General features: G+C 43.6%; 13 protein-coding genes and 4 tRNA genes. 15 read left to right on the forward strand and 2 right to left on the reverse strand.

Annotation, left to right across the window (positions count from 1 at the left end):
- Positions 1 to 105: 105 nt before the first annotated feature.
- A complete protein-coding gene (locus ACEN2L_RS20310) occupies positions 106 to 378 on the reverse strand; it encodes a helix-turn-helix domain-containing protein (protein WP_441745911.1) in 273 nt (90 codons plus the stop codon).
- A 462-nt stretch (positions 379 to 840) separates the two neighbouring features.
- On the opposite strand from ACEN2L_RS20310, the gene murB reads away from it, so the two are divergent.
- The 12 genes from murB (at position 841) to ACEN2L_RS20370 (ending at position 11,142) form a co-directional block, all read left to right on the forward strand.
- Positions 841 to 1,839 carry a UDP-N-acetylmuramate dehydrogenase gene (murB, locus tag ACEN2L_RS20315; protein WP_441745912.1) on the forward strand — a complete coding sequence of 333 codons (999 nt, stop codon included), beginning with the start codon at positions 841 to 843 and terminating at the stop codon, positions 1,837 to 1,839.
- Between the two features lie 24 nt (positions 1,840 to 1,863).
- Positions 1,864 to 2,847: a bifunctional biotin--[acetyl-CoA-carboxylase] ligase/biotin operon repressor BirA gene (birA, locus tag ACEN2L_RS20320; RefSeq protein WP_441745913.1), complete on the forward strand. Its 984-nt coding sequence runs from the start codon at positions 1,864 to 1,866 to the stop codon at positions 2,845 to 2,847.
- A complete protein-coding gene (locus ACEN2L_RS20325) occupies positions 2,831 to 3,550 on the forward strand; it encodes a type III pantothenate kinase (RefSeq protein ID WP_306021909.1) in 720 nt (239 codons plus the stop codon). The genes birA and ACEN2L_RS20325 overlap by 17 nt, the downstream gene beginning before the upstream one ends.
- Before the next feature lie 159 nt (positions 3,551 to 3,709).
- Positions 3,710 to 3,785, forward strand: a tRNA-Thr gene (locus tag ACEN2L_RS20330).
- Positions 3,786 to 3,794: 9 nt separating this feature from the next.
- Positions 3,795 to 3,879 (forward strand) — tRNA-Tyr (locus ACEN2L_RS20335).
- Between the two features lie 35 nt (positions 3,880 to 3,914).
- A tRNA-Gly gene (locus tag ACEN2L_RS20340) sits at positions 3,915 to 3,989 on the forward strand.
- 6 nt (positions 3,990 to 3,995) lie between these two features.
- Positions 3,996 to 4,071, forward strand: a tRNA-Thr gene (locus ACEN2L_RS20345).
- A 57-nt stretch (positions 4,072 to 4,128) separates the two neighbouring features.
- Positions 4,129 to 5,313 (forward strand): elongation factor Tu, encoded by a 1,185-nt coding sequence (gene tuf, locus ACEN2L_RS20350; RefSeq protein WP_441741452.1) that lies wholly within the window; start codon positions 4,129 to 4,131, stop codon positions 5,311 to 5,313.
- 632 nt (positions 5,314 to 5,945) lie between these two features.
- Positions 5,946 to 7,868 (forward strand): methyl-accepting chemotaxis protein, encoded by a 1,923-nt coding sequence (locus ACEN2L_RS20355; RefSeq protein ID WP_441745914.1) that lies wholly within the window; start codon positions 5,946 to 5,948, stop codon positions 7,866 to 7,868.
- Positions 7,869 to 7,999: 131 nt separating this feature from the next.
- Positions 8,000 to 10,129: a hypothetical protein gene (locus ACEN2L_RS20360; protein WP_441745915.1), complete on the forward strand. Its 2,130-nt coding sequence runs from the start codon at positions 8,000 to 8,002 to the stop codon at positions 10,127 to 10,129.
- A 268-nt stretch (positions 10,130 to 10,397) separates the two neighbouring features.
- Entirely contained in the window at positions 10,398 to 10,793 is a 396-nt protein-coding gene (locus ACEN2L_RS20365) for a hypothetical protein (RefSeq protein ID WP_441745916.1), read from the forward strand.
- Positions 10,756 to 11,142 carry a hypothetical protein gene (locus tag ACEN2L_RS20370; RefSeq protein ID WP_441745917.1) on the forward strand — a complete coding sequence of 129 codons (387 nt, stop codon included), beginning with the start codon at positions 10,756 to 10,758 and terminating at the stop codon, positions 11,140 to 11,142. Before ACEN2L_RS20365 ends, ACEN2L_RS20370 begins: the two co-directional genes overlap by 38 nt.
- Before the next feature lie 174 nt (positions 11,143 to 11,316).
- Here the strand turns inward: ACEN2L_RS20370 and ppc are convergent, their stop codons facing one another.
- A complete protein-coding gene (gene ppc / locus ACEN2L_RS20375) occupies positions 11,317 to 13,950 on the reverse strand; it encodes a phosphoenolpyruvate carboxylase (protein WP_441745918.1) in 2,634 nt (877 codons plus the stop codon).
- A 236-nt stretch (positions 13,951 to 14,186) separates the two neighbouring features.
- On the opposite strand from ppc, the gene ACEN2L_RS20380 reads away from it, so the two are divergent.
- The 3 genes from ACEN2L_RS20380 to ACEN2L_RS20390 all read left to right on the forward strand — a co-directional run.
- Positions 14,187 to 14,807 carry an FKBP-type peptidyl-prolyl cis-trans isomerase gene (locus tag ACEN2L_RS20380; RefSeq protein WP_441745919.1) on the forward strand — a complete coding sequence of 207 codons (621 nt, stop codon included), beginning with the start codon at positions 14,187 to 14,189 and terminating at the stop codon, positions 14,805 to 14,807.
- Positions 14,808 to 15,024: 217 nt separating this feature from the next.
- Positions 15,025 to 16,077 (forward strand): aldo/keto reductase, encoded by a 1,053-nt coding sequence (locus tag ACEN2L_RS20385; RefSeq protein WP_441745920.1) that lies wholly within the window; start codon positions 15,025 to 15,027, stop codon positions 16,075 to 16,077.
- 572 nt (positions 16,078 to 16,649) lie between these two features.
- Positions 16,650 to 21,090, forward strand: a 4,441-nt coding sequence (locus tag ACEN2L_RS20390) for a beta strand repeat-containing protein (protein ID WP_441745921.1), incomplete at its 3' end; no start/stop codon positions are given.

Raw genomic sequence — 21,090 nt, forward strand, 5'->3', positions numbered from 1 at the left:
GAAATTGCTCAGCCACATAGAGTCTGAGCGCTTCACCTGTTAAGCGTCCTCCCTTTGTACTGCGACTTTGCTTGTCGATATAGTCAAATAATTGCTCTCGCTGTTTTATTGATAAAGGGCAACGCGGCCTGGGGCCTTTTTCGCTTCCAAGCTCGCTAATCCATCTGATAAATAATCGGCTACCCACTTATTCACGCTGCGCCGACTGACTTTAAGGCTAAGGGCAATTTGGGTTCGGTTTTTACCCTCAAGAAAATGGGATAACGCTAACAAGCGAAGCCGCTCAGGTGCGTTTGTTTCTGCTTTGGACAATGCTAATAGATGTTGTGGTGTATCAAGTTTCAAGTGAAAAATAGGGTCGGGTAAGTTGTAGTACAATTAGATCACAAATCATTGCTAATTGGTATTAGATAGAAAAGGCAGTGATTCTCAGGAAGTTAAGCAATACAAGTTTGATTAAATAGCATTGTCTACCCAGCCACAAAATAGAGGGAAGCCTTGTGGTCACCTAGGGGCAATAAAAACGTAGTGATAAACCCCACCTCATAGATATCGATCAAGATAAAGCTTGGCTAATATTCCGTGGTTATTTTGGATGGTGCGGGCTGGTATACGACGATTGGTAATTAAACAAGGCGATTAGTATATTTGCTGTTGGTTATAGTGAGTCAAAGAACTTACAAATATATTAGTTTTAACCCTATCGTTTTAGTAAAATCATTTATGGCACTAAGTATAAGGATTTAAAATCGCCAAATAGACCACCGCATCTAGTAAAACCCTTCATCTTCGATAAACTGTTCTTTATTGATTTATGGCATTTAAAAAGAGTAATTATTTTTGTATCCGTTACAAACCTTACACACTTTCGGTTTTCCGGTTCATGCTGCTAATGTTCAACTTGTCACTTCTTTGCAAGATATTCAACAGAATTGGCAAGAGATAAAGCGCCAACATCATTACATTCTCGGTGAAGGTAGCAATACGGTATTTTTAGAGAATTTTTTAGGTAGCATCTATAAAATTGCGATAAAAGGCATTTCATTACGCGAAACAGATCAGGATTTTATACTTAAGGTCGGTGCAGGAGAGAATTGGCATCAATTGGTGGAGTGGTGTCTGTCGCAGGGTATTGCTGGCTTTGAAAATTTGGCTTTAATCCCTGGTACTGTAGGCGCCGCTCCTATTCAGAATATCGGTGCTTATGGCGTTGAAGTTGAGCAGTTCATAACAAGCATTGAGTACCTTTGTTTAGCCAGTGGCACAATTAAAACTATAGCACATGCAGATTGTGAGTTTGCTTACCGAGATAGTGTTTTCAAACAGGCCTTAGCCGGACAGATTGTTATTGGTTACGTTACGTTTCGTTTATGTAAAAACTGGGTAGCCAATGCTAACTATGCAGAGTTACGTGAATTACCGAAACCTACTGCACAAGATATATTCAATAAAGTAGTGCAAGTGCGCCAATTGAAGTTACCCGATCCCCGAAAGGTGGGTAATGCAGGCAGTTTTTTTAAAAACCCGATTATCGATAAAGCGCTGTTCGAATATTTACAGCAACGATACCCCTCGTTACCTAGCTATCCTATTGATTCACAGAAAGTTAAAGTCCCCGCAGCGTGGTTCATTGATACGCTTGGGTTTAAAGGCCGGTCGGTGGGTGGGGTGCAATGCCATGTTAGTCAACCTCTGGTACTCACTAATAATGGGATGGGCAACGGCGATGAACTTCTACGCTTAGCGCGACAAATAAAGCAAGCTGTCAAGGAGCATTTTTTAATTGAACTTGAAAATGAAGTGCAGTTGGTGAGCAACACTGGGCTCATCCGTGTTTGAGTTAAAGGTGAATGAGAACCGAGTATGACTAATAAAAACACGGCTACTGATGTAATCAGAACTCATATTATTCAACAGTTAGCGAAGGGTGAGTTTTGCTCTGGTGAAACACTTGGTGAGCAATTAGGTATTTCAAGGGCTGCTGTCTCTAATCATATAAAGTGCTTGGCAGAATTGGGGCTTGACATATATAGCGTTCAGGGCAAAGGATATCGTTTAGCAAATGAACTAACTTTACTTGATAAGCATTCTATTTTAAGTCATGTCAAACAGCTTGAAAATGTCCCTTTGTGTGTACTAAACGTTATTGACTCTACCAATCAATTTATCAAAGAGCAGCAAGCACATTTGCCGAATGGTTTTGTGTGTTTAGCAGAGGCACAAACGGCGGGACGAGGACGGCTGGGACGAACATGGGTATCGCCTTATGGAGCTAGTATGTACTTGTCTATGCAATGGAGCTTTGCTGCTGGATATCAAGCTATTGGCGGGCTAAGTCTAGCAGTAGGTGTCGCGATAGTAGGAGCGCTAAACAGAATAGGTTTACAAGACGCCCAGCTTAAGTGGCCTAATGATATCTACGTATTTGGGAAAAAACTTGCTGGTGTATTGATAGAAGTTGAAGGGCAAATCGGAGGGGCGTGCCACTGTGTAATTGGCATTGGCGTTAATGTTAGTTTACCCGAATCGGTAACACAAATAGATCAGCCCTACATCGATATAAAAACTGCTACTAACCAGCCTATTGACCGAAATATATTTGCTGCGATTTTGATTGAAGAGCTGACGAGTACTTTAGCGCAGTTTGAAGTAGCAGGGCTTAGCCCCTTTATTGAAAAGTGGCAGGCGGTGGATGTTTATGCAAATAAGCCTATTGATCTTATTATCGGCCAAAAAATCACTACGGGTATCGCCCGAGGAATAAATTCAAGTGGGGCATTATTAGTGGAAACAAGTAGCGGTATTCGCGCATATCAAGGTGGAGAAATAAGTGTTAGACCAGCTTAGCTATCTCCTTATTGATATTGGCAATAGCAGAATTAAATTCGCTTGTGTTCAGTCATTCAATGATGAATTAAGTGTAAAGCATTGCACTGAGGTGAGCGAATTAGAGACTATCATCGAACAAAGTAAAAAAGTGCTAGTTGCATCAGTTGGCAAAATTGGTTTAGTCGAAGAGATCCGTCAGATATGCACTAAGCACAATGTTGAGTGCTTTGTTGCCGCAATCCAAAGCCAACAATTCGGTATTACTTGTGCCTACAAGCAGTTTGAAAATTTAGGGATTGACCGCTGGTTGGCTGTATTGGCAGCACGTTCGATAACATCAGATGCAGTGGCAGTATTAGACTTAGGTACTGCAAATACCTGTGACATCGTGGTCGGTAATCAGCATATTGGAGGGTGGATTGCACCAGGATTTAGCCTAATGAAACAAAGTTTGTTGACCAACACGCAAAAAGTTTTTGCCGATGCAAGTTTACCAGAATCGCTCGAAGTAGGCACAACGACTCCTAGCTGTGTTAACAATGGGTGCTTGAGCGCGATACATGGTTTTGTCGCTATGGCTGAAAAATATCTATCAAATTCCTGTTCAGAGTATAAAATTTTTGTGACAGGTGGCGACCAATCACTTTTATTTTCAATAAAAAACTCTCATTTACGATTTTTTCCTAATTTAGTTTTACTTGGTTTGCAGCGTTTCATATAAAAATTATTGAATTGAGCAGCGGTTTTTTGCCGTTTTATGCATGAAAATCAATCAGTCCGTTGTAATTTTGAGCAAACGATACAAAAAGTGTATTTTTTTTAAAAACAGCTATTGCACGACCTGAATCATTACTCTAGAATGCGCCCCTCTTGATGTCGTGCCGACTTAGCTCAGTTGGTAGAGCAACTGACTTGTAATCAGTAGGTCACCAGTTCGATTCCGGTAGTCGGCACCATCAATCTCTGGAGGGGTTCCCGAGCGGTCAAAGGGATCAGACTGTAAATCTGACGGCTCAGCCTTCGAAGGTTCGAATCCTTCCCCCTCCACCACTTTTTTGCATGAGGTGGCTAGAGAATTAAGATGTGCGGGCATCGTATAATGGCTATTACCTAAGCCTTCCAAGCTTATGATGTGGGTTCGATTCCCACTGCCCGCTCCAATCAGTGCTGATATGGCTCAGTTGGTAGAGCGCACCCTTGGTAAGGGTGAGGTCGGCAGTTCGAATCTGCCTATCAGCACCACTTCTCTCCCCAGCTCAAGAACAAAATTTTTTACTACTATTTGCTGGGGAATAAACAATGGCAAAATCAAAGTTTGAACGTACTAAACCGCACGTAAACGTAGGTACTATCGGCCACGTTGACCACGGTAAAACCACCTTAACTGCAGCTATCACAACTGTATTGGCAAAAACCTACGGCGGTACTGCGAAAAACTTCGCAGCAATCGATAACGCTCCAGAAGAGCGTGAGCGTGGTATTACAATCAATACTTCACACGTAGAATACGACACACCTGCACGTCACTACGCACACGTTGACTGTCCTGGACACGCTGACTATGTTAAAAACATGATCACCGGTGCAGCTCAGATGGACGGCGCAATATTAGTAGTAGCGGCGACAGACGGTCCTATGCCACAAACTCGTGAACACATCTTGCTAGGTCGTCAGGTTGGCGTACCTTACATCATCGTATTCATGAACAAATGTGACATGGTTGACGACGAAGAGTTGTTAGAGCTAGTAGAAATGGAAGTACGTGAATTACTTTCTGAATACGATTTCCCAGGCGATGACTTGCCCGTAATCAAAGGTTCAGCGTTAAAAGCCCTTGAAGGCGACCCAGAATGGGAAGCAAAAGTGGTTGAGTTAGCAGAAGCTCTTGATACTTATATCCCAGAGCCAGAGCGTGCCATTGACCGTCCGTTCATCTTACCAATCGAAGACGTATTCTCAATCTCAGGTCGTGGTACTGTTGTAACAGGCCGTGTTGAGCAAGGTATCGTTAAAGTAGGTGAGCCAGTAGAAATCGTTGGTATCAAAGATACAACTACGACTACGTGTACTGGTGTAGAAATGTTCCGTAAATTGCTTGACGAAGGTCGTGCTGGTGAAAACGTAGGTGTGTTACTACGTGGTACTAAGCGTGAAGACGTAGAGCGTGGTCAAGTATTGTGTAAGCCTGGTTCAATCAAGCCACACACCACTTTCGAAGCCGAAGTTTACGTATTGTCTAAAGATGAAGGTGGCCGTCATACTCCATTCTTCAAAGGCTACCGTCCACAGTTCTACTTCCGTACAACTGACGTAACTGGCGCTGTAGAGCTTCCAGAAGGCGTAGAAATGGTAATGCCTGGTGACAACCTTAAATTTGTTGTTACGTTGATTCACCCAATCGCGATGGACGAAGGTTTACGCTTCGCAATCCGTGAAGGTGGCCGTACAGTAGGTGCTGGCGTAGTAGCTAAAATTATCGCTTAATAGCTGATTTAACTCACGTTCTAAAAAAGGTCACTTCGGTGGCCTTTTTTTATGGCTGCCAATTATTGCGCGCTGGCGAATGGATACCTCCGTGAGAAAAAGTTTCGAGAGAAGGTTTGAACGTGCGAAACGCGGCCCCGAAGGGGCGTAGGCTGGGATGCCCGGAGTAAGTTGGAGGGGTTCCCTAGGCGTGGGCACTCAGTGTGGTGCATCCCATGTGGGGCATCCCATGCGGGGCATCCCATGCGGGGCATCCCATGCTGCTGTAGTAGCTAAAATCATTGTTTAATAGCTGATTTAACTAACGTTATAAACAGGTCATTTCGGTGGCCTTTTTTATCACTATAAATAGCTGTGAAGTTTACAAACAAGTAAAGTGCGAACTTTTCGTTTGTTTATAAAATGTTGATTTATATGCATTATTGTAACATTTTAGACCTTTTGGTCCGGATAATTACAAAAAAATCGTAATATTATTAATAATGCCCAAGGGTGACTTTACAGTTGCTGTGGCTTTTATCATTATGCAGTTAAGGGGACAATAATGAACAACAGGATGTTGTAATTTACGCGCTTAACTTAGACTTTGCTCTTCGTTTTTATTCGCAACTTACTGTTTGATGGCACAAATAATGATAAATACTTTTTCAATTAGACAAAAAATTCTTTTAACCCTAATTCTTTTTGTAATGCTAACTGCGATGCTGGTCGGTACGGTGAGTATGTTGACGGCAAAATCCAGTATTGAAAATCGAGTCTTAAAATCTGAGTTGCCAACTACAGTTGAAAAAATTGCTGAAAATATTGATAGCGATATCGTATTAATGCAGGTTATAGCTCGCCAAATCGCCACTGATGAGCATATTCACCAGTGGGTAAATGGCGTGCGAGATAACGAAGGTGAAGCTTTATTAGTGAGAAAATTAAAAGCCGTCGCTGTGGCTAACCAATTAAGTGCGGTATCTTTTGCAGACAAAAATACCGCTGATTATTGGAATCAAGATGGCTTCTTGCGTCGTTTAAAACAAGATAATGCTGATGGTTGGTATTACAACTATACGGCAAGTGGCAAAGAGTACATGGTGAGTGTATATCGTGACCCGAACACAGGTAAAACTGATTTATTTGTTAATTATCAACAGCCGAATGGCCAAGGTTTGTCAGGTACAGCTAAGTCTTTCAAATCTGTTGTTGATATACTGGCAAGCTTCCAATTGGAACAAAGTGGCTTTGTTTATTTGGTGGATGGTAGCGGCGCTGTGCAGTTACACAAAGACAGTTCGGTGGTGGGGCAAGCCAGCTTAACAACTTTATTCGATGCTACTACCAGCGCGGTATTATTAAATAAGCAAAAATTCAACATGTCAGTGATAGACAAAAACGGACAGCGCTTTTTACTTGCTTCTAGTTTTATTCCAAGTATGGGCTGGTTCGTTGTAGCTGAAGTACCATACGATGAGATGTTCAGTAGTTTAACAAGTGCTACTTGGCAAATATTACTTTGGTCCTTACTCGTTGCTTTACTGGCTTCTATAGTTGCTTGGTTTATTGCAGGATCAGTGACCCGTCCTATTAGCCAGCTTGCCGAAGTTTTCAGTCAACTAGGGCTGGGCAATGCAGATCTTTCTTATCGTTTACCTCAAGATGGTCAAAAAGAAATAGCGGTTGTCGCTATTGGCTACAACAACTTTATTCAGAAGTTAGAGGACTTGTTTAATCAAATTGCCCACAGCGGTGAGGAGTTAAGGGGAGTCGCAACCTTGCTCAAGCGTGATGCTGATCAAACAAAAAAGAGTGTAGAGGACAGCGCTCAAAATACTCAACTAATATCGAATGCTTTAGAAAAAGTCAGTGCCAGCGTGGTGATGGCGGCGAGTAATGCGACTGATGCCGCTAAAGTGGCGGATCAAATTAGTGGCGACGGCAAGGTCATTACCGACGTCATTCATAGTACCCAAATTGACATAAAGCGGCTAGCTGAAAAGATTAACGACGTAGCCAAAGTTATAACTTCTCTAACGAACAACACGGAGACAATCGCTAAAGTGCTTGAAACCATTCAGGCCATTTCAGATCAAACTAACTTATTGGCGTTAAATGCAGCGATAGAAGCAGCTCGGGCTGGCGAGCAGGGGCGCGGTTTCGCCGTAGTAGCTGAAGAGGTGCGTAATTTAGCTCGCAGAACGGCTGATTCCACTCACGAAGTCCAAGATATCATGGAAGAATTAAAGCGAACTTCAGGTTCTGCTACCACTGAAATCGCCCAGATCATTCAGCAGTCACAAACGACCTCTACATCAATTAGTCAGGCAGAAAAAATATTGTTGGAAAATCAGCAGCATTTTGTCCAAATTTCACAAACGAATAAAACAGTGGCGGTGGCCACAAACGAACAATCGGAAAATATCGAATCCATAAATATAAAAATGGCGGATATTCGTTACAGTGCACAGCAAAATGTACAAAACGTGCAACAAATTGCAGATGAAACGAATAGCTTGAATCAGTTAGCGGAGAAGTTAGATAGTTTGATTAGTTTGTATCAACGTCATTAAAGGCAAAAACTATCTATCAAAGTTAGCATTACGTATCCAAATACAAAGTGATAAATATTTTATTGTTTGAAAATTGAACTGTTTACTTTTATCGATTATGGTGGATTAACAAAGAATAAAGAGCAGGAAGCATGACTTTATTTACTGAGTTAAAACGTCGTAATGTGTTTAAGGTTGCCAGTGTGTATTTGGTAACGTGCTGGATCATTTTACAAGTTGTCTCGGTGATTTCCCCCGCATTGCACTTGCCAACTTTATTTAGCACTATCACCACCGTCATTTTGGCGATTGCCTTTCCTTTTGTATGTATTTTTGCTTGGGCGTTTGAGCTTACGCCTGAGGGCTTAAAGCGCACTCATGAAGTGGATGTCAATGAGTCTATTCGTGAGCAAACCGGCAGTAAAATCAACTACCTGTTGGCTGGTGCTTTGGCGCTGGCTTTGGCGTTTATCGCCTATGAAAAACTACTCATACCCAGTGCCGATGACAGTTTAGAACGCTCCATTGCGGTATTGCCCTTTGAAGATATGAGCCCGGATAAATCACAAGGTTATTTTGGTGATGGTATCGCTGAGGAGATTCTTAATTCTTTGGCGCGCTTAAATCAATTAGTGGTGATTTCTCGTACCTCGTCGTTTAATTTTAAAGGTAGTAAAACCGATATTCGAGAAATTGGCGAAAAGCTAAATGTTAATTACGTGCTTGAAGGCAGCGTGCGTAAGGATAAAGACAAAGTACGTATTACCGCTCAGTTAATTGAAGTTGCCAGCGGCGCGCACATCTGGTCGCAAACTTACGACCGTACCTTAGACAGTATTTTTGCGGTGCAAGATGAATTGACTTTTGCCATTACCCAAGCACTCAAACTCAACCTGTTACCCGAACAAGTAAATCACGAAGCAGGTATGACTAATAATCCACAAGCCTATGAACTCTTTGTGCAGGGCAGGGAGCTAGCCTATCAACGCAGCTCAGACTCTTTACAACAAGCCGCGGCCCTATTAAAACAAGCTATGGCGCTGGATGAGCAGTTTTATCTGGCTATGGCGCAGCTATCTGTGACCTATAGGATGGCAGGCCAATATGGTGGCATTGATTGGGACACCATAGATGCAGAGCAAGAAAGCCTATTTTGGCGATTGCAGGCTGCGCCTGATTTTGCATTAAAATATCTTGTTTTAGGGGATTATGCTGCTAACAAAGACCAAAATGACGCTTCTTTAACATTGTATAAGCATGCCTATGAACTCGCACCCAATGACCCTTTCATTCAGAATTCTTATCTACTCATTGTTGACGATATTCAGCAGTCAATAGAAAAACGCTTGGCGGTATTGCGTACCAACCCACACAGTGCCATTAACTACCGAAATTTGATTGACTTATATGTCGCACAAGGACGTATTGAAGATGCTAAAACATTGCTCGACGACATGCAGATTAAATTCCCAAACTCCACATCACTACTGGTATCCCAGTTATTAGTTTATTTTACCGGTGAACATAACTTTGAAAAAAGTTTGCACTTGTTTGCTAATTATAGCGGTGAATTAACTGGGCAATTGCGGGCGGTTCAAACAACATTATTGATTTACACCGATCAAATTGATAAAGCATTATCGTTGATGCAGCAAAACGGTAGCAATAATCCAACACAGTTTGATTTTGATTTTGATTTTGCCAATGCATTATTGCTTCTACAATTACGTAACTATGGCCGCTTGACACAGGTGCAAGAACGCAGATTGCTGAAACTTTTCGAAGAAAGAGAGCAAAAAGAAATAGAAGTTTCCCTCGCTTTACTCAATGGCAATTCTCAATTATTTATTGAAAATTATGAGCTTACTGAACCAACAGAGCAATTACTTAAAAAAGCTATGGATGAGGACCCAACGAATGCAATGCTGTATCTGGCCATTCTTAAAAGACAAGGAAAAACAAAGGAACTCGAGGTGTTGCTGCCAACCGTGACTCAACGTTTAGGGCTCTTTTGTAGCACTAATTTGGTCAACCGGATGGATTGGTACTGCCAACTTTACTGGTATTTAACTGACCAGATGATTCCTGAACAAGGGCTTGTCAGTTTTGAAAAACAACTCAACTATTTGTCTGTCTATTACAGCGGAATAAGCCCTTTATTGCCCAATTCACCCATTTATAATGGTGTTAGAAACAAGCCTGAATTTAAGCCAAGCGTCCGACAGTTCCTGGATGAAACATTTAGGCAAACCAATCCTAAGCTGATCTTTGAACTTCATTAATCACATTAAAAAGAAAATACCATACAACTCGCAGTGATAAAGTGACTGATGTCTAGCACTTTAGATCCAATTACTTTTGCAATCATTCAAGTGGCAAGGCTCTTGTAACCAGCCCTAACTGTGGCGAAATTCACCAAGACAGGGTGTTGTCTTTGCCATAAAAGAAGCTGAGATATGGCTTAAGCCTCTGGATAATTCCATCGAAAAACAACCTAGAGTTATGCTTGTCAGCGGTTTGATATTGGTGTCACTGAGCTGGATAGGTGGCATGATAACACCATGGCCTGGTGCTTTGGCTTTGTCATTTGGGGCATGGGGACTGGTTGAGTGTTTTGTCCGTCAGTGTCGTATGGCCTTACCTGCTATTGGTTTGTTATTGGCGTTTTTGGGTGGAATGTTTGCACTACCCATATTGTATTTTGACTTTATTGGGCAGCGTGTTTCAGAATTCAGTTTGGTCTTATCGGGGATCTTAACCGCTATCGCTGCACGCTTACATTGGTTATGTTTTAAGGTGCCACTTACCGTAGCCGTTGGTACCGCTGCCGCAGTAGTATGTGTGCTTGCAATTATTGTAACAGCTGTTCCCACAGCAGTGAGCTATATCATGCCCTTAGTCTTCCTTGGTGACTTTTGTCATTGCAATGTTGTGGGATGCAGGTAATCGCCATCGGCAAACACGTCGTTCTGACGTGGCATTTTGGTTACATTTAGCCGCCGCGCCCATGATAGTACATCCTATCTTTGCGTCTTTAGGTATATTGGAAGGTGTGGACTCTTTCGCCAGTTCGGATTTGGTACTTGGTTTGTATATATTGTTGGCGCTGATTTCTATAGCTGTAGATAGACGAGCGATCATGGTGTCGGCTTTAGTTTATGTGGTCTTTGCCTTTTCTAACATGTTAGAAACCTATGGCATGATGAGTTATAGTTTTGCTCTTACCGGCTTATGTATTGGTGCGACCTTATTATTACTTTCGGCTCTTGGCAAAATAGCCGTCAGAACGTACTAAAGTGGGTGCCGCAAACTATCCAATTGCGTTTACCAGAACTTAAAGCTTAATAAGCACATTTGGGAATAAAAAAGCCAATGCGATTACCGCACTGGCTTTTAATATTAATAAGCTCGAAGCTCGAAGCTCGAAGCTCGAAGCTCGAAGCTCGAAGCTCGAAGCTCGAAGCTCGAACTAGCCCGTATTACGCATGCCCACTGCGATACCCGCAATGGTTACCATCATAGCGCGTTCTAGTAAGGGGTCACTATCAACATCTTCTAACTTTCGGATTCTGCTGAGTAGCTCGATTTGCAAATAATGTAAGGGTTCTAAATAGCTGGCTCGAATGTTCATCGATACCGCGCCTTTAGGATCACTTTCCATAACGGTTTTTTGCTTGAGTAAATCAAGTAACAGCACAATGCTTTGTTCAAGCTCTTGACGTAAGGCATCACCAAAATGACGTAAATCCTCAGGCACTAAGCGTTTGTCATATTCGGCGCTGATCCGCGGATCGGCTTTATTAAACACCATGTCTAACATGGATAGGCGCGAGTAAAAGAATGGCCAATTACTTAACATATCTTCTATTATCGGGCCAGCACCTGCATCCAAACTTGTTTGTACGGCTTTCATGCTACCGAGCCACGAAGGCAATACCATACGGGTTTGAGCCCAAGCAAATATCCAAGGAATAGCTCGTAAGCTTTCGATCCCGCCGGTAGGTTTGCGTTTAGCCGGCCGACTACCTAAGGGCAACTTCCCAAGTTCTTGCTCGGGGGTTGCTACTCTGAAATATGGTACAAATTTGGGGTCGTGGCGTACGATACCTCGATAATTATCTCGTCCGTCTGCGGCCAATTTACTAATAACCTCACGCCATTCCTCTTTGGGAGCAGGAGGCGGTAAAATTAATCCTTCGAGTATCGCGCTGGCATACATATTCAAACTACGTTGTGCCAAAATAGACATTCCAAACTTATAACGTATTGTTTCGCCTTGCTCTGTTACCCTGAAGCCACCTTTTAATGATCCTGGCGGTTGAGACAAAATGGCAGCGTGTGCAGGTAAACCTCCACGGCCAATTGTGCCACCACGACCATGGAACAAAGTCAGTTCCACATTGTTCTCTTTTGCTACAGCCACTAAGGCCTCTTGTGACTCATATTGCGCCCAACCTGCAGCCATTGCTCCCGCATCTTTAGCAGAGTCTGAATAACCGATCATGACGTATTGATGGCCTTGGATATAACCACGATACCAATCAATTGACATTAGCTGTTTGATGACGGGGGCAGCGTTGTTTAAATCATCTAATGTTTCGAATAAAGGCGCGACTGGCATGGGCCAAGTCACCCCTAACTCTTTTAATAACAAGACAACACTTAATACATCTGAGGGCAAACTTGCCATAGAGATAATGTAAATGCCAAAACCTGCCTGGCTATTCTTTGCAATGACTTTACAGGTATCAATGACTTCTTGCACATCTTCGCTTGGTTGCCACGATGGTGGGAACAAGGGGCGTTTAGAGCTTAATTCGCGTAGCAAGAAGGCTTGTTTATCTTCTTCACTCCACTGGCCATAGTCGCCAAGGCCTAAATAACGTGTGAGTTCGGCAAAAACATCAGCATGGCGTTCTGAATCTTGACGTACATCCAACTTCAATAAATGCACACCAAAGCAATGCACACGGCGAATGGTGTTAAGTAAATGGCCATTTGCAATGACTTGCATACCGCAAGCGTTTAATGAGTGGTAACAAGCCATAAGAGGTTGTAGCAGTTCATCGTTATTAGCTACCCAATCATCTTGATTGACTAAGTTGGCCGCGCTTCCGCCTGCTAAGGTATCGATGATACCTTCTTGGGTCTTTTTCAACTTATCAAGTAATGGTCGCAACAAAGCACGGTAAGGCTCTAATTTATCGCCTACCATTGCCCGAAGGTTATCGTCGCAATCGCTCATTGATAACTCGGTTTGTAAGATGTCAATGTCTTGAGCAAATAGTTTGGCAGCCCGTTTACGTGCTAATAGCAGAACTTGTTCTGTGACTTTTGAGGTAACAAAAGGGTTACCATCGCGATCTCCACCCATCCACGAGCCAATGTTAACCAAGCGTGCATCAAGTGGAATGGGAAGCTCGTATTTAGCTACAAAGCGTTGATTTAGTTCTCGGATAAATTCAGGAACTGCGTCCCAGAGTGAATTTTCTATCACCGAAAAACCCCATCGCGCTTCATCTACGGGGGTTGGTCTTACGGTACGAATTTCTTCAGTATGCCACGCTTGGGCAATCAACTCAGAGATGCGCGTTTCAATTAATTTTCGTTGCGTCGCGCTTAAACCTGTTGAATGAATTTGGCTTAAGCATTTGGCTAATTCACTGTGTTTATGAATAAGGGTGCGGCGTGTCACCTCTGTAGGGTGAGCGGTTAACACTAATTCTATGTTTAGTTGTTGTAAGGCTTGTTCAACAGTATCCGCCCCAACACAGGCTTTATCAAGATGCTGAAAAAGGTTTTCGATAGGATCATCGATGGTGTTATTACTATTAAATTCTTGTTCAGCGATATTGGCTAAATTAAGAAATTGTGAAAAAGCACGGCCAATGGTGAGTAATTCATCATTACCTAGTTCAGCAAAAAGGGCCTTGAGTTTTGTCGCTGACTCGTCGTTGCCTTGATACGCCTTACGTCCGTCTTTACGGATAGTTTCAATACGCTGTAACCAGTCTTCACCAAGCTGATCCCGAATCGTGTCACCTAAGGTGGCCCCTAAATAACGAACGGTTTCTGTTAATTGAGAATCAAGAATATGTGGCACAGTTTGCTCCTTATGGCGTTTATTCTAAGCAGTAAGATACTCATGTAGGCTGAATTTGTCTAAGCCAATCTACGATATGATATACCTAAATCACGGCCAAACTATCAGTATATTGCGGTTTTATCCTGCTTTTTAGCGGCTTTTCAGTATATACTCTTACGCTTTTATTTTAGCGACGGTATCAAGGCGTTAATGTTGTTTAAAACCGTGGCTTTTCTCATTCATTAGGAGCTCAAGTGGCACATAAATTTTCGACGGTAGAATCTCAAGCAAGTTACGGTATTGGTTTACAAATGGGCGAGCAATTACGTGCTAATCCTTTTGCTGGTTTAGACATTGAAGCGGTGCAAATCGGTCTTGCTGATGCATTTAACGGTCATGAAGCTCAGGTAGACAACAATACCTTAGGTAAGGCATTCAATGAAATTCACAAGATTATGCAAGCCGCCAAAGCAGAACAGTTTCAAGCGGTTATAGCACAAGGCGAAGCTTACTTAGCTGAAAATGCGAAACGTGAAGAAGTAACGGTAACGGCTAGCGGTTTACAATACGAAGTATTAACTGCAGGTGAAGGCGCGCTTCCTACCGCATCATCAACAGTGCGCACCCATTATCACGGCACATTGTTAGATGGCAGTGTATTTGATAGCTCTTACAATCGTGGTGAGCCTGCTGAATTTCCAGTAGGTGGTGTTATTCGAGGCTGGACTGAAGCCTTACAACTAATGCCTGTTGGTTCTAAATGGCGTTTACACGTACCAGCTGATTTAGCTTATGGTGAACAGGGAGCAGGTGGTGCGATTGGTCCACACAGCACTTTAGTTTTTGATGTTGAGTTACTCGATATCGTTGCTTAATTTAAAATAGCAAGACCACCAAAGCCAGCTACTCACACAGAGCTGGCTTTTTAGTATCTGGCGCAGCAAGTTAACTATGAAAAAGCGCGAGGGCATTGCTAAGTGTACTGACAACGCGGTAGTTGCTTTTAGGTCACTCAAACCACACTATATTGTTTTATTTTATTGCGCTAAAGCGAAGTCGATTTTAGCGGTATTAAAGACAAAGAGAGAAAATATGCAATATTCCACCTTAGGCTCCAGTAACGAAAAAGTATCACGGGTGTGTTTAGGTACGATGACATGGGGTATACAGAACACACAACAAGACGCAAATGAGCAAATAGAGCTTGCTTTGGCGGCCGGTATTAACTTTATTGATACGGCCGAAATGTATCCTGTGCCGCCCACAGAAGCGACGTATGGCCATACCGAAACCATTATTGGTCACTGGCTAGCGGCTAACCCAAAACGTCGCAAGGAATTTGTTTTAGCTACTAAGATCGCTGGTGCTGGATTTTCTTATTTACGCGACGGCGCGCCTATCAGCGGTGAGACAGTCATCCAAGCAGTCGATGCCTCTCTTAAGCGACTGCAAACTGATTATATTGATTTATTTCAATTACATTGGCCTAATCGTGTGTCTCCGCATTTTGGTAAACATTGGCCGGGTCAAATATCCTTTTCGCAGACTCAAACGGTAGATGAAAAGCAACAAATGCTAGAAATCCTGCAAGCTTTAGATGATTGCATAAAAGCGGGAAAAATCCGTTTCTGTGGTCTATCTGATGATACTCCTTGGGGAATAAATACCTATCTTCAGCTCAGTGAAAAACACAGCTTGCCAAAAATGGTATCGATTCAAAATGAATTCAACTTACTGCACTCAAAAGATTGGCCCTATTTGATTGAAAATTGTGTCAGAGAAAACGTGGCATATTTACCTTGGTCACCATTGGCTGGTGGTGCATTAAGCGGTAAATATCTCAACGAGCAACGCCCAGCAGGAAGCCGTTGGACCCTAGTTCAACGTAATGGCTTATTCCGTCACACGCCAATGAGTGAAAAAGCGATTGCTCGTTATGTTGACTTAGCCGCCGCGCATAATATGACGCCATCACAGCTAGCGTTAGTTTGGTGTGATCAGATTGAAGGCGTTACCTCGACCATTATTGGTGCGACGTCAATGTCGCAGTTAAAAGAAAACATTGCCGCCTTTGCGATGAGCTTGTCTCCTAAAGCCAAGTCAGATATCAATATGGCACTCAGAGAATTTCCAGTACCGTTTTAAGTATCTACCCAAACAACCTGAATCCCGCATCTTCAGGTTGCTTGGGGACATAGCCGTCATCCCGGAAACTGCAGGTTTGTCGGCTGTATTATTTCGCACTCTTCTCTCTAATTCTCTCGTGAATTGCACTCTTGGTAGTCCCCTAATGTGTCTATATGTAAAACAGATAATGAAGTGATTGAAAAACGTTCAATGTTTTTTGTACTGAGCTGCATTTCGAGACTTATGTTTAATTAATACAAAAAACTTAATGTTATAAGACTATGATTTTTCATTTTTTAATATAAATTATCTATCAAATTAAATGGCTTTTGATATTAATGTCGATTCGATGTTATCGGTAAGTGGCAAAAGAGAGCTGGGTGCTAGCTTATTTTATTGCCTGTTTAGGTATTAGTTCTGGTACCAAGGGCTAAGAAAAAGCTCCTGAAACTAGATACATCGTGGTTTATGTTCAGATATTTTAAATATATCGTCGTTGTCATTTTTAAATTATTACCTGCTACAGCGGGTTGTTTATTGTGTTCTTTTACCTAATGTAGGTGGAAAACCGCTTATCTAATGGAGTTGTTATGTCACAAATCGTTTTAGTTACTAATGAGCAAGCTGCGGTTTCCATCCCTCTAAATCTTTCCTCTGTTTTAACCGTCGGCGTCCGTCCTGGCGTGACTTATGGTTTGATGGATGTGGAAACAGGTACATATCCACTAAAAGCCCGCACCAAGCAAAATGACGACGACATGGAAGTATTGATAGACGACCAGATAGTGCTGGTTATCAAAGATTTTTATGCTGAAGACAGTGGCGCCGATTTTGATACCAATGGTGATATAACCAGTACTCCACATATAATTGGCAGTAACGAACCACTTAGTGAGACAGGCGCAGATGCGCAGACAGGTTGGACTGCTCAAACAGGCTTAGCCGAGGGTGGTGACCAACATGAAACATTATGGGGCGCGGGAATCGCGGCCCTTATTGTTGGCAGTGCCATCAGTTCGAGTAATCAAAGCGCGGCTAATGACTATTCACTCAGCATTAGCGGCACTGCGGGTTACTTAAATTCGATTGCCTTGGTAACGGTGTACGATACCAGTGGCAATGTGCTGGTAACAGAAGAACATGATTTCTCCCAAGGTCCATATGTTTATTCGTTAAACGATTCTTATGTGGGCACCTTACTGGTATCGGTAACTGATATTAATGGTGATGCAGGTGATTATACCGATGAAACGAGTGGTGAAAATACCAGCTTAAATACCACATTGCGAGCCATGGTGACCAGCGATGGTAGCAGTGATATTAGTGTTAATATTACGCCACTGACCGAGTTGGCCGCACAATTGGCTGGAGTCGGTGTAGCTAACTCAGTCAGTGAAAGCCAATTAGCATTTAACGCGACAGTGGCAGCTCTTTTTGGTCTTGAAGATATACTTGGGGCCGCTATTACGGTCACCGACAGTGGTTTTGATAATTCCGATGGTATCAGCGCAGCTGAAGCTTATGGTGTAGTGTTAGCTAGCTTGTCGGGTGCAGACAGTGCCTCAGGTGGCTTAAGTAACACCTTGATGCAACTATTTGCTGAGGTTACCGTAACTAACGATGGTCGAGTGGCCATCACGCAAGATGGTTTGGATATTATTAATGCAGGGGTTGCTGCCTATAACGCCAGCGAGGCAGGGCTAGTTAATGCAATCGTAAGTAATGTTTTGTCTGCACCTGTCATTAGTAAGGCCTCTGGTGGCTTGACGCGCCAAGAAGTCGATGCAGGGATCATCATAACGATTGCTACCGCTAATGTTGGTGATGAAGTCATTATTGACTGGGGCGGCGTTAGCTTTAGCTATATGGTCAAAGATGAAGATCTTAACGCTAATGGCACAGCTACTTTTAGTATGCCAACCGATGTTATTGCCGAGGCCGGTGATGGCACAGTGACAGTAAGTTACGTCGTTGGCGGTCAAACCAGTGGCGGTGTGATTATAAATGTAAATATTAATGCACCTGGCGCTCCCAACTTTGTTTTAGCGACGGACACCGGTAGCTCTCATATAGATGGCATTACTCAAGATGCGACAGTAGATGTCACCTTAGCCAGCGATGCAGCCAGCTGGCAATATTCAACTGATGGCGGTAGTACTTGGACAACAGGTACAGGCACTAGCTTTGAGTTGGCAGCTGATACATCTTATGCCATAGCTGATATTCAAGTAAAACAAACCGATACTGCGGGCAATACGTCTGCAGTTGCAAGTAACGCAGCGGCTATCACTGTTGATAATACCCTTGCTGCTCCAGGTTTGGCCTTGACTACCGACACTGGCTCATCCGATTCAGATGGCATCACCACTGATGCCACAGTAAATGTCATCTTGGCCGCCGATGTAGCCAGTTGGCAATATTCACTTGATGGCGGTGCAAACTGGACAACAGGCAACGGCACTAGCTTTGAATTGAGTGCCAATACCACCTATGCCATAGCTGATATTCAAGTAAAACAAACTGATGTGGCAGGTAATGAATCAGCGATTGCAAGTAACGCAGCCACTATTACTACCGATACCACCCTTGCTGCGCCAAGCTTAGCCTTGGCCACTGATACGGGCAGTTCAAATTCTGATGGCATCACCACTGATGCAACCGTAGACGTAACGTTGGACACTGATGTGGCGAGTTGGCAGTATTCACTCAACGGCGGGAGTACTTGGACAACAGGCTCTGGCACTAGCTTCGAGTTAGCCGCCAATACCACCTATGCCATTGGTGATATTCAAGTTAAACAAACTGATACTGCGGGCAATACTTCTGCAGTTGCAAGTAACGCAGCCGTTATCACCGTTGATAATATCCTTGCTGCCCCAAGTTTGGCCTTGACTACCGACACTGGCTCATCCGATTCAGATGGCATCACCACTGATGCAACCGTGAATGTGACGTTGGCAGCTGATGTAGCCAGTTGGCAGTATTCACTCAACGGCGGGAGTACTTGGACAACAGGCTCAGGCACCAGCTTTGAGTTAGCCGACGATACTTTCTATGCCATTAGCGATGTTCAGGTTAAACAAACTGATACCGCAGGTAATATTTCATCAGCAGTTAGCAATACTGCAGCCATCACTGTTGATAATACGGTTGCCCCACCAAGTTTGGCCTTAGCTACCGATACAGGATCTTCGAGCTCGGATGGCATCACCACAGATGCCACGGTTAACGTGACGGGTTTAGAAATTGGCACCACATGGCAATTCTCGTTAGATGGCGGTGTAAACTGGGCAACAGGCTCAGGCACTAGCTTTGAGTTAGCCGCGGATACCACTTATGCCATCGGCAGTATTCAAGTTAAACAAACCGATGCAGCGGGCAATGCCTCTGCAACAACAAGTAGTACCGCTGCCATTAGCGTTGATAATACCCTCGACGACGACTATGACTTAGCGATTACGCCGTTAGATACCCTTCTAAATGCCAGTGACGTCAGCGCAGTAAGTGTGACCCTGTCTGGCATAGACGCTGATGCACAGTCTGTCGTGGTATCGTTCAATAAAGATCTTAGTTTAAACGAAACCGTCAATGCGACTTATGAGAACGGAGTCTGGTCTGCGCCCGCAATAGACTTAAGTGATTGGTCTGACGGCGAAATAAGTTACGCTGTCATTGTGACAGACATCGCCGGCAACAGTAAAGTTGTGGGTGTGTTTGATGATACTACGCTTAACATAGTCATCACTGAAAACGGGGTGAGTTTTGATCCAAATGGCTTGGGTGCTAATGCCGAATCCATCAAAGTCACCATAGCCGATGCTGATAACAGCACTGATGATGTCGTCATCAATGCCATAAAAACAGAGGGTACATGGGCCTTCCCAGACGCAGATCTAAGCGGTTTGTCTGGGACCACCCGAACACTGAGCATTGAGATAATTAACCTTGATGGCAGTCTGCTAACGCAAGTCATTAATAATATACTTCCTGCAATCACTTTAGATACCGTCGTTGCTACCCCAAGTTTGGCCTTGGCCACCGATAGCGGCAGCTCAAGCTCAGATGGCATCACTAATGATGCCACCGTGAATGTGTCTGGTTTAGAAGCTGGCGCCACATGGCAATACTCGCTAGATGGCGGTGTAAACTGGGCAACAGGCACAGGCACTAGCTTTGAGCTAGGCGCTGATGCTACTTATGCCATTGGTGACATTCAGGTTAAACAAACTGATGTGGCAGGTAATGCCTCATCTGCCGCTAGCAATGCAGCCGCTATTACGACCGATACCACCCTTGCTGCGCCAAGCTTAGCCTTGGCCACTGATACGGGCAGTTCAAATTCTGATGGCATCACCACTGATGCAACAGTTAATGTGACCTTAGCTGACGATGTTGCCTCTTGGCAGTATTCAACTGATGGCGGGTCTAATTGGACTACAGGCACAGGCACTAGCTTTGAGTTAGCCGAAGATACTTTCTATGCCATTGCTGACATTCAAGTTAAACAAACCGATACTGCAGGTAATACCTCATCTGCCGCTAGCAATGCAGCCGCTATTACTACCGATACCACCCTAGCTGCGCCAAGCTTAGCCTTGGCCACTGATACGGGCGAATCTGACTCAGATGGCATCACCACTGATGCGACCGTAGACGTAACGTTGGCCACTGATGTCGCGAGTTGGCAATACTCACTTGATGGCGGTGCGAACTGGCTGGATGGCTCTGGCACTAGCTTTGAGTTAGCCGAAGATACTTTCTATGCCATTGCTGACATTCAAGTTAAACAAACCGATACTGCAGGTAATACCTCATCTGCCGCTAGCAATGCAGCCGCTATTACTACCGATACCACCCTAGCTGCGCCAAGCTTAGCCTTGGCCACTGATACGGGCGAATCTGACTCAGATGGCATCACCACTGATGCGACCGTAGACGTAACGTTGGCCACTGATGTCGCGAGTTGGCAATACTCACTTGATGGCGGTGCGAACTGGCTGGATGGCTCTGGCACTAGCTTTGAGTTAGCCG

This window comes from Flavobacterium sp. W21_SRS_FM6, from assembly GCF_052119645.1.
Lineage (GTDB): Bacteria > Pseudomonadota > Gammaproteobacteria > Enterobacterales > Alteromonadaceae > Paraglaciecola.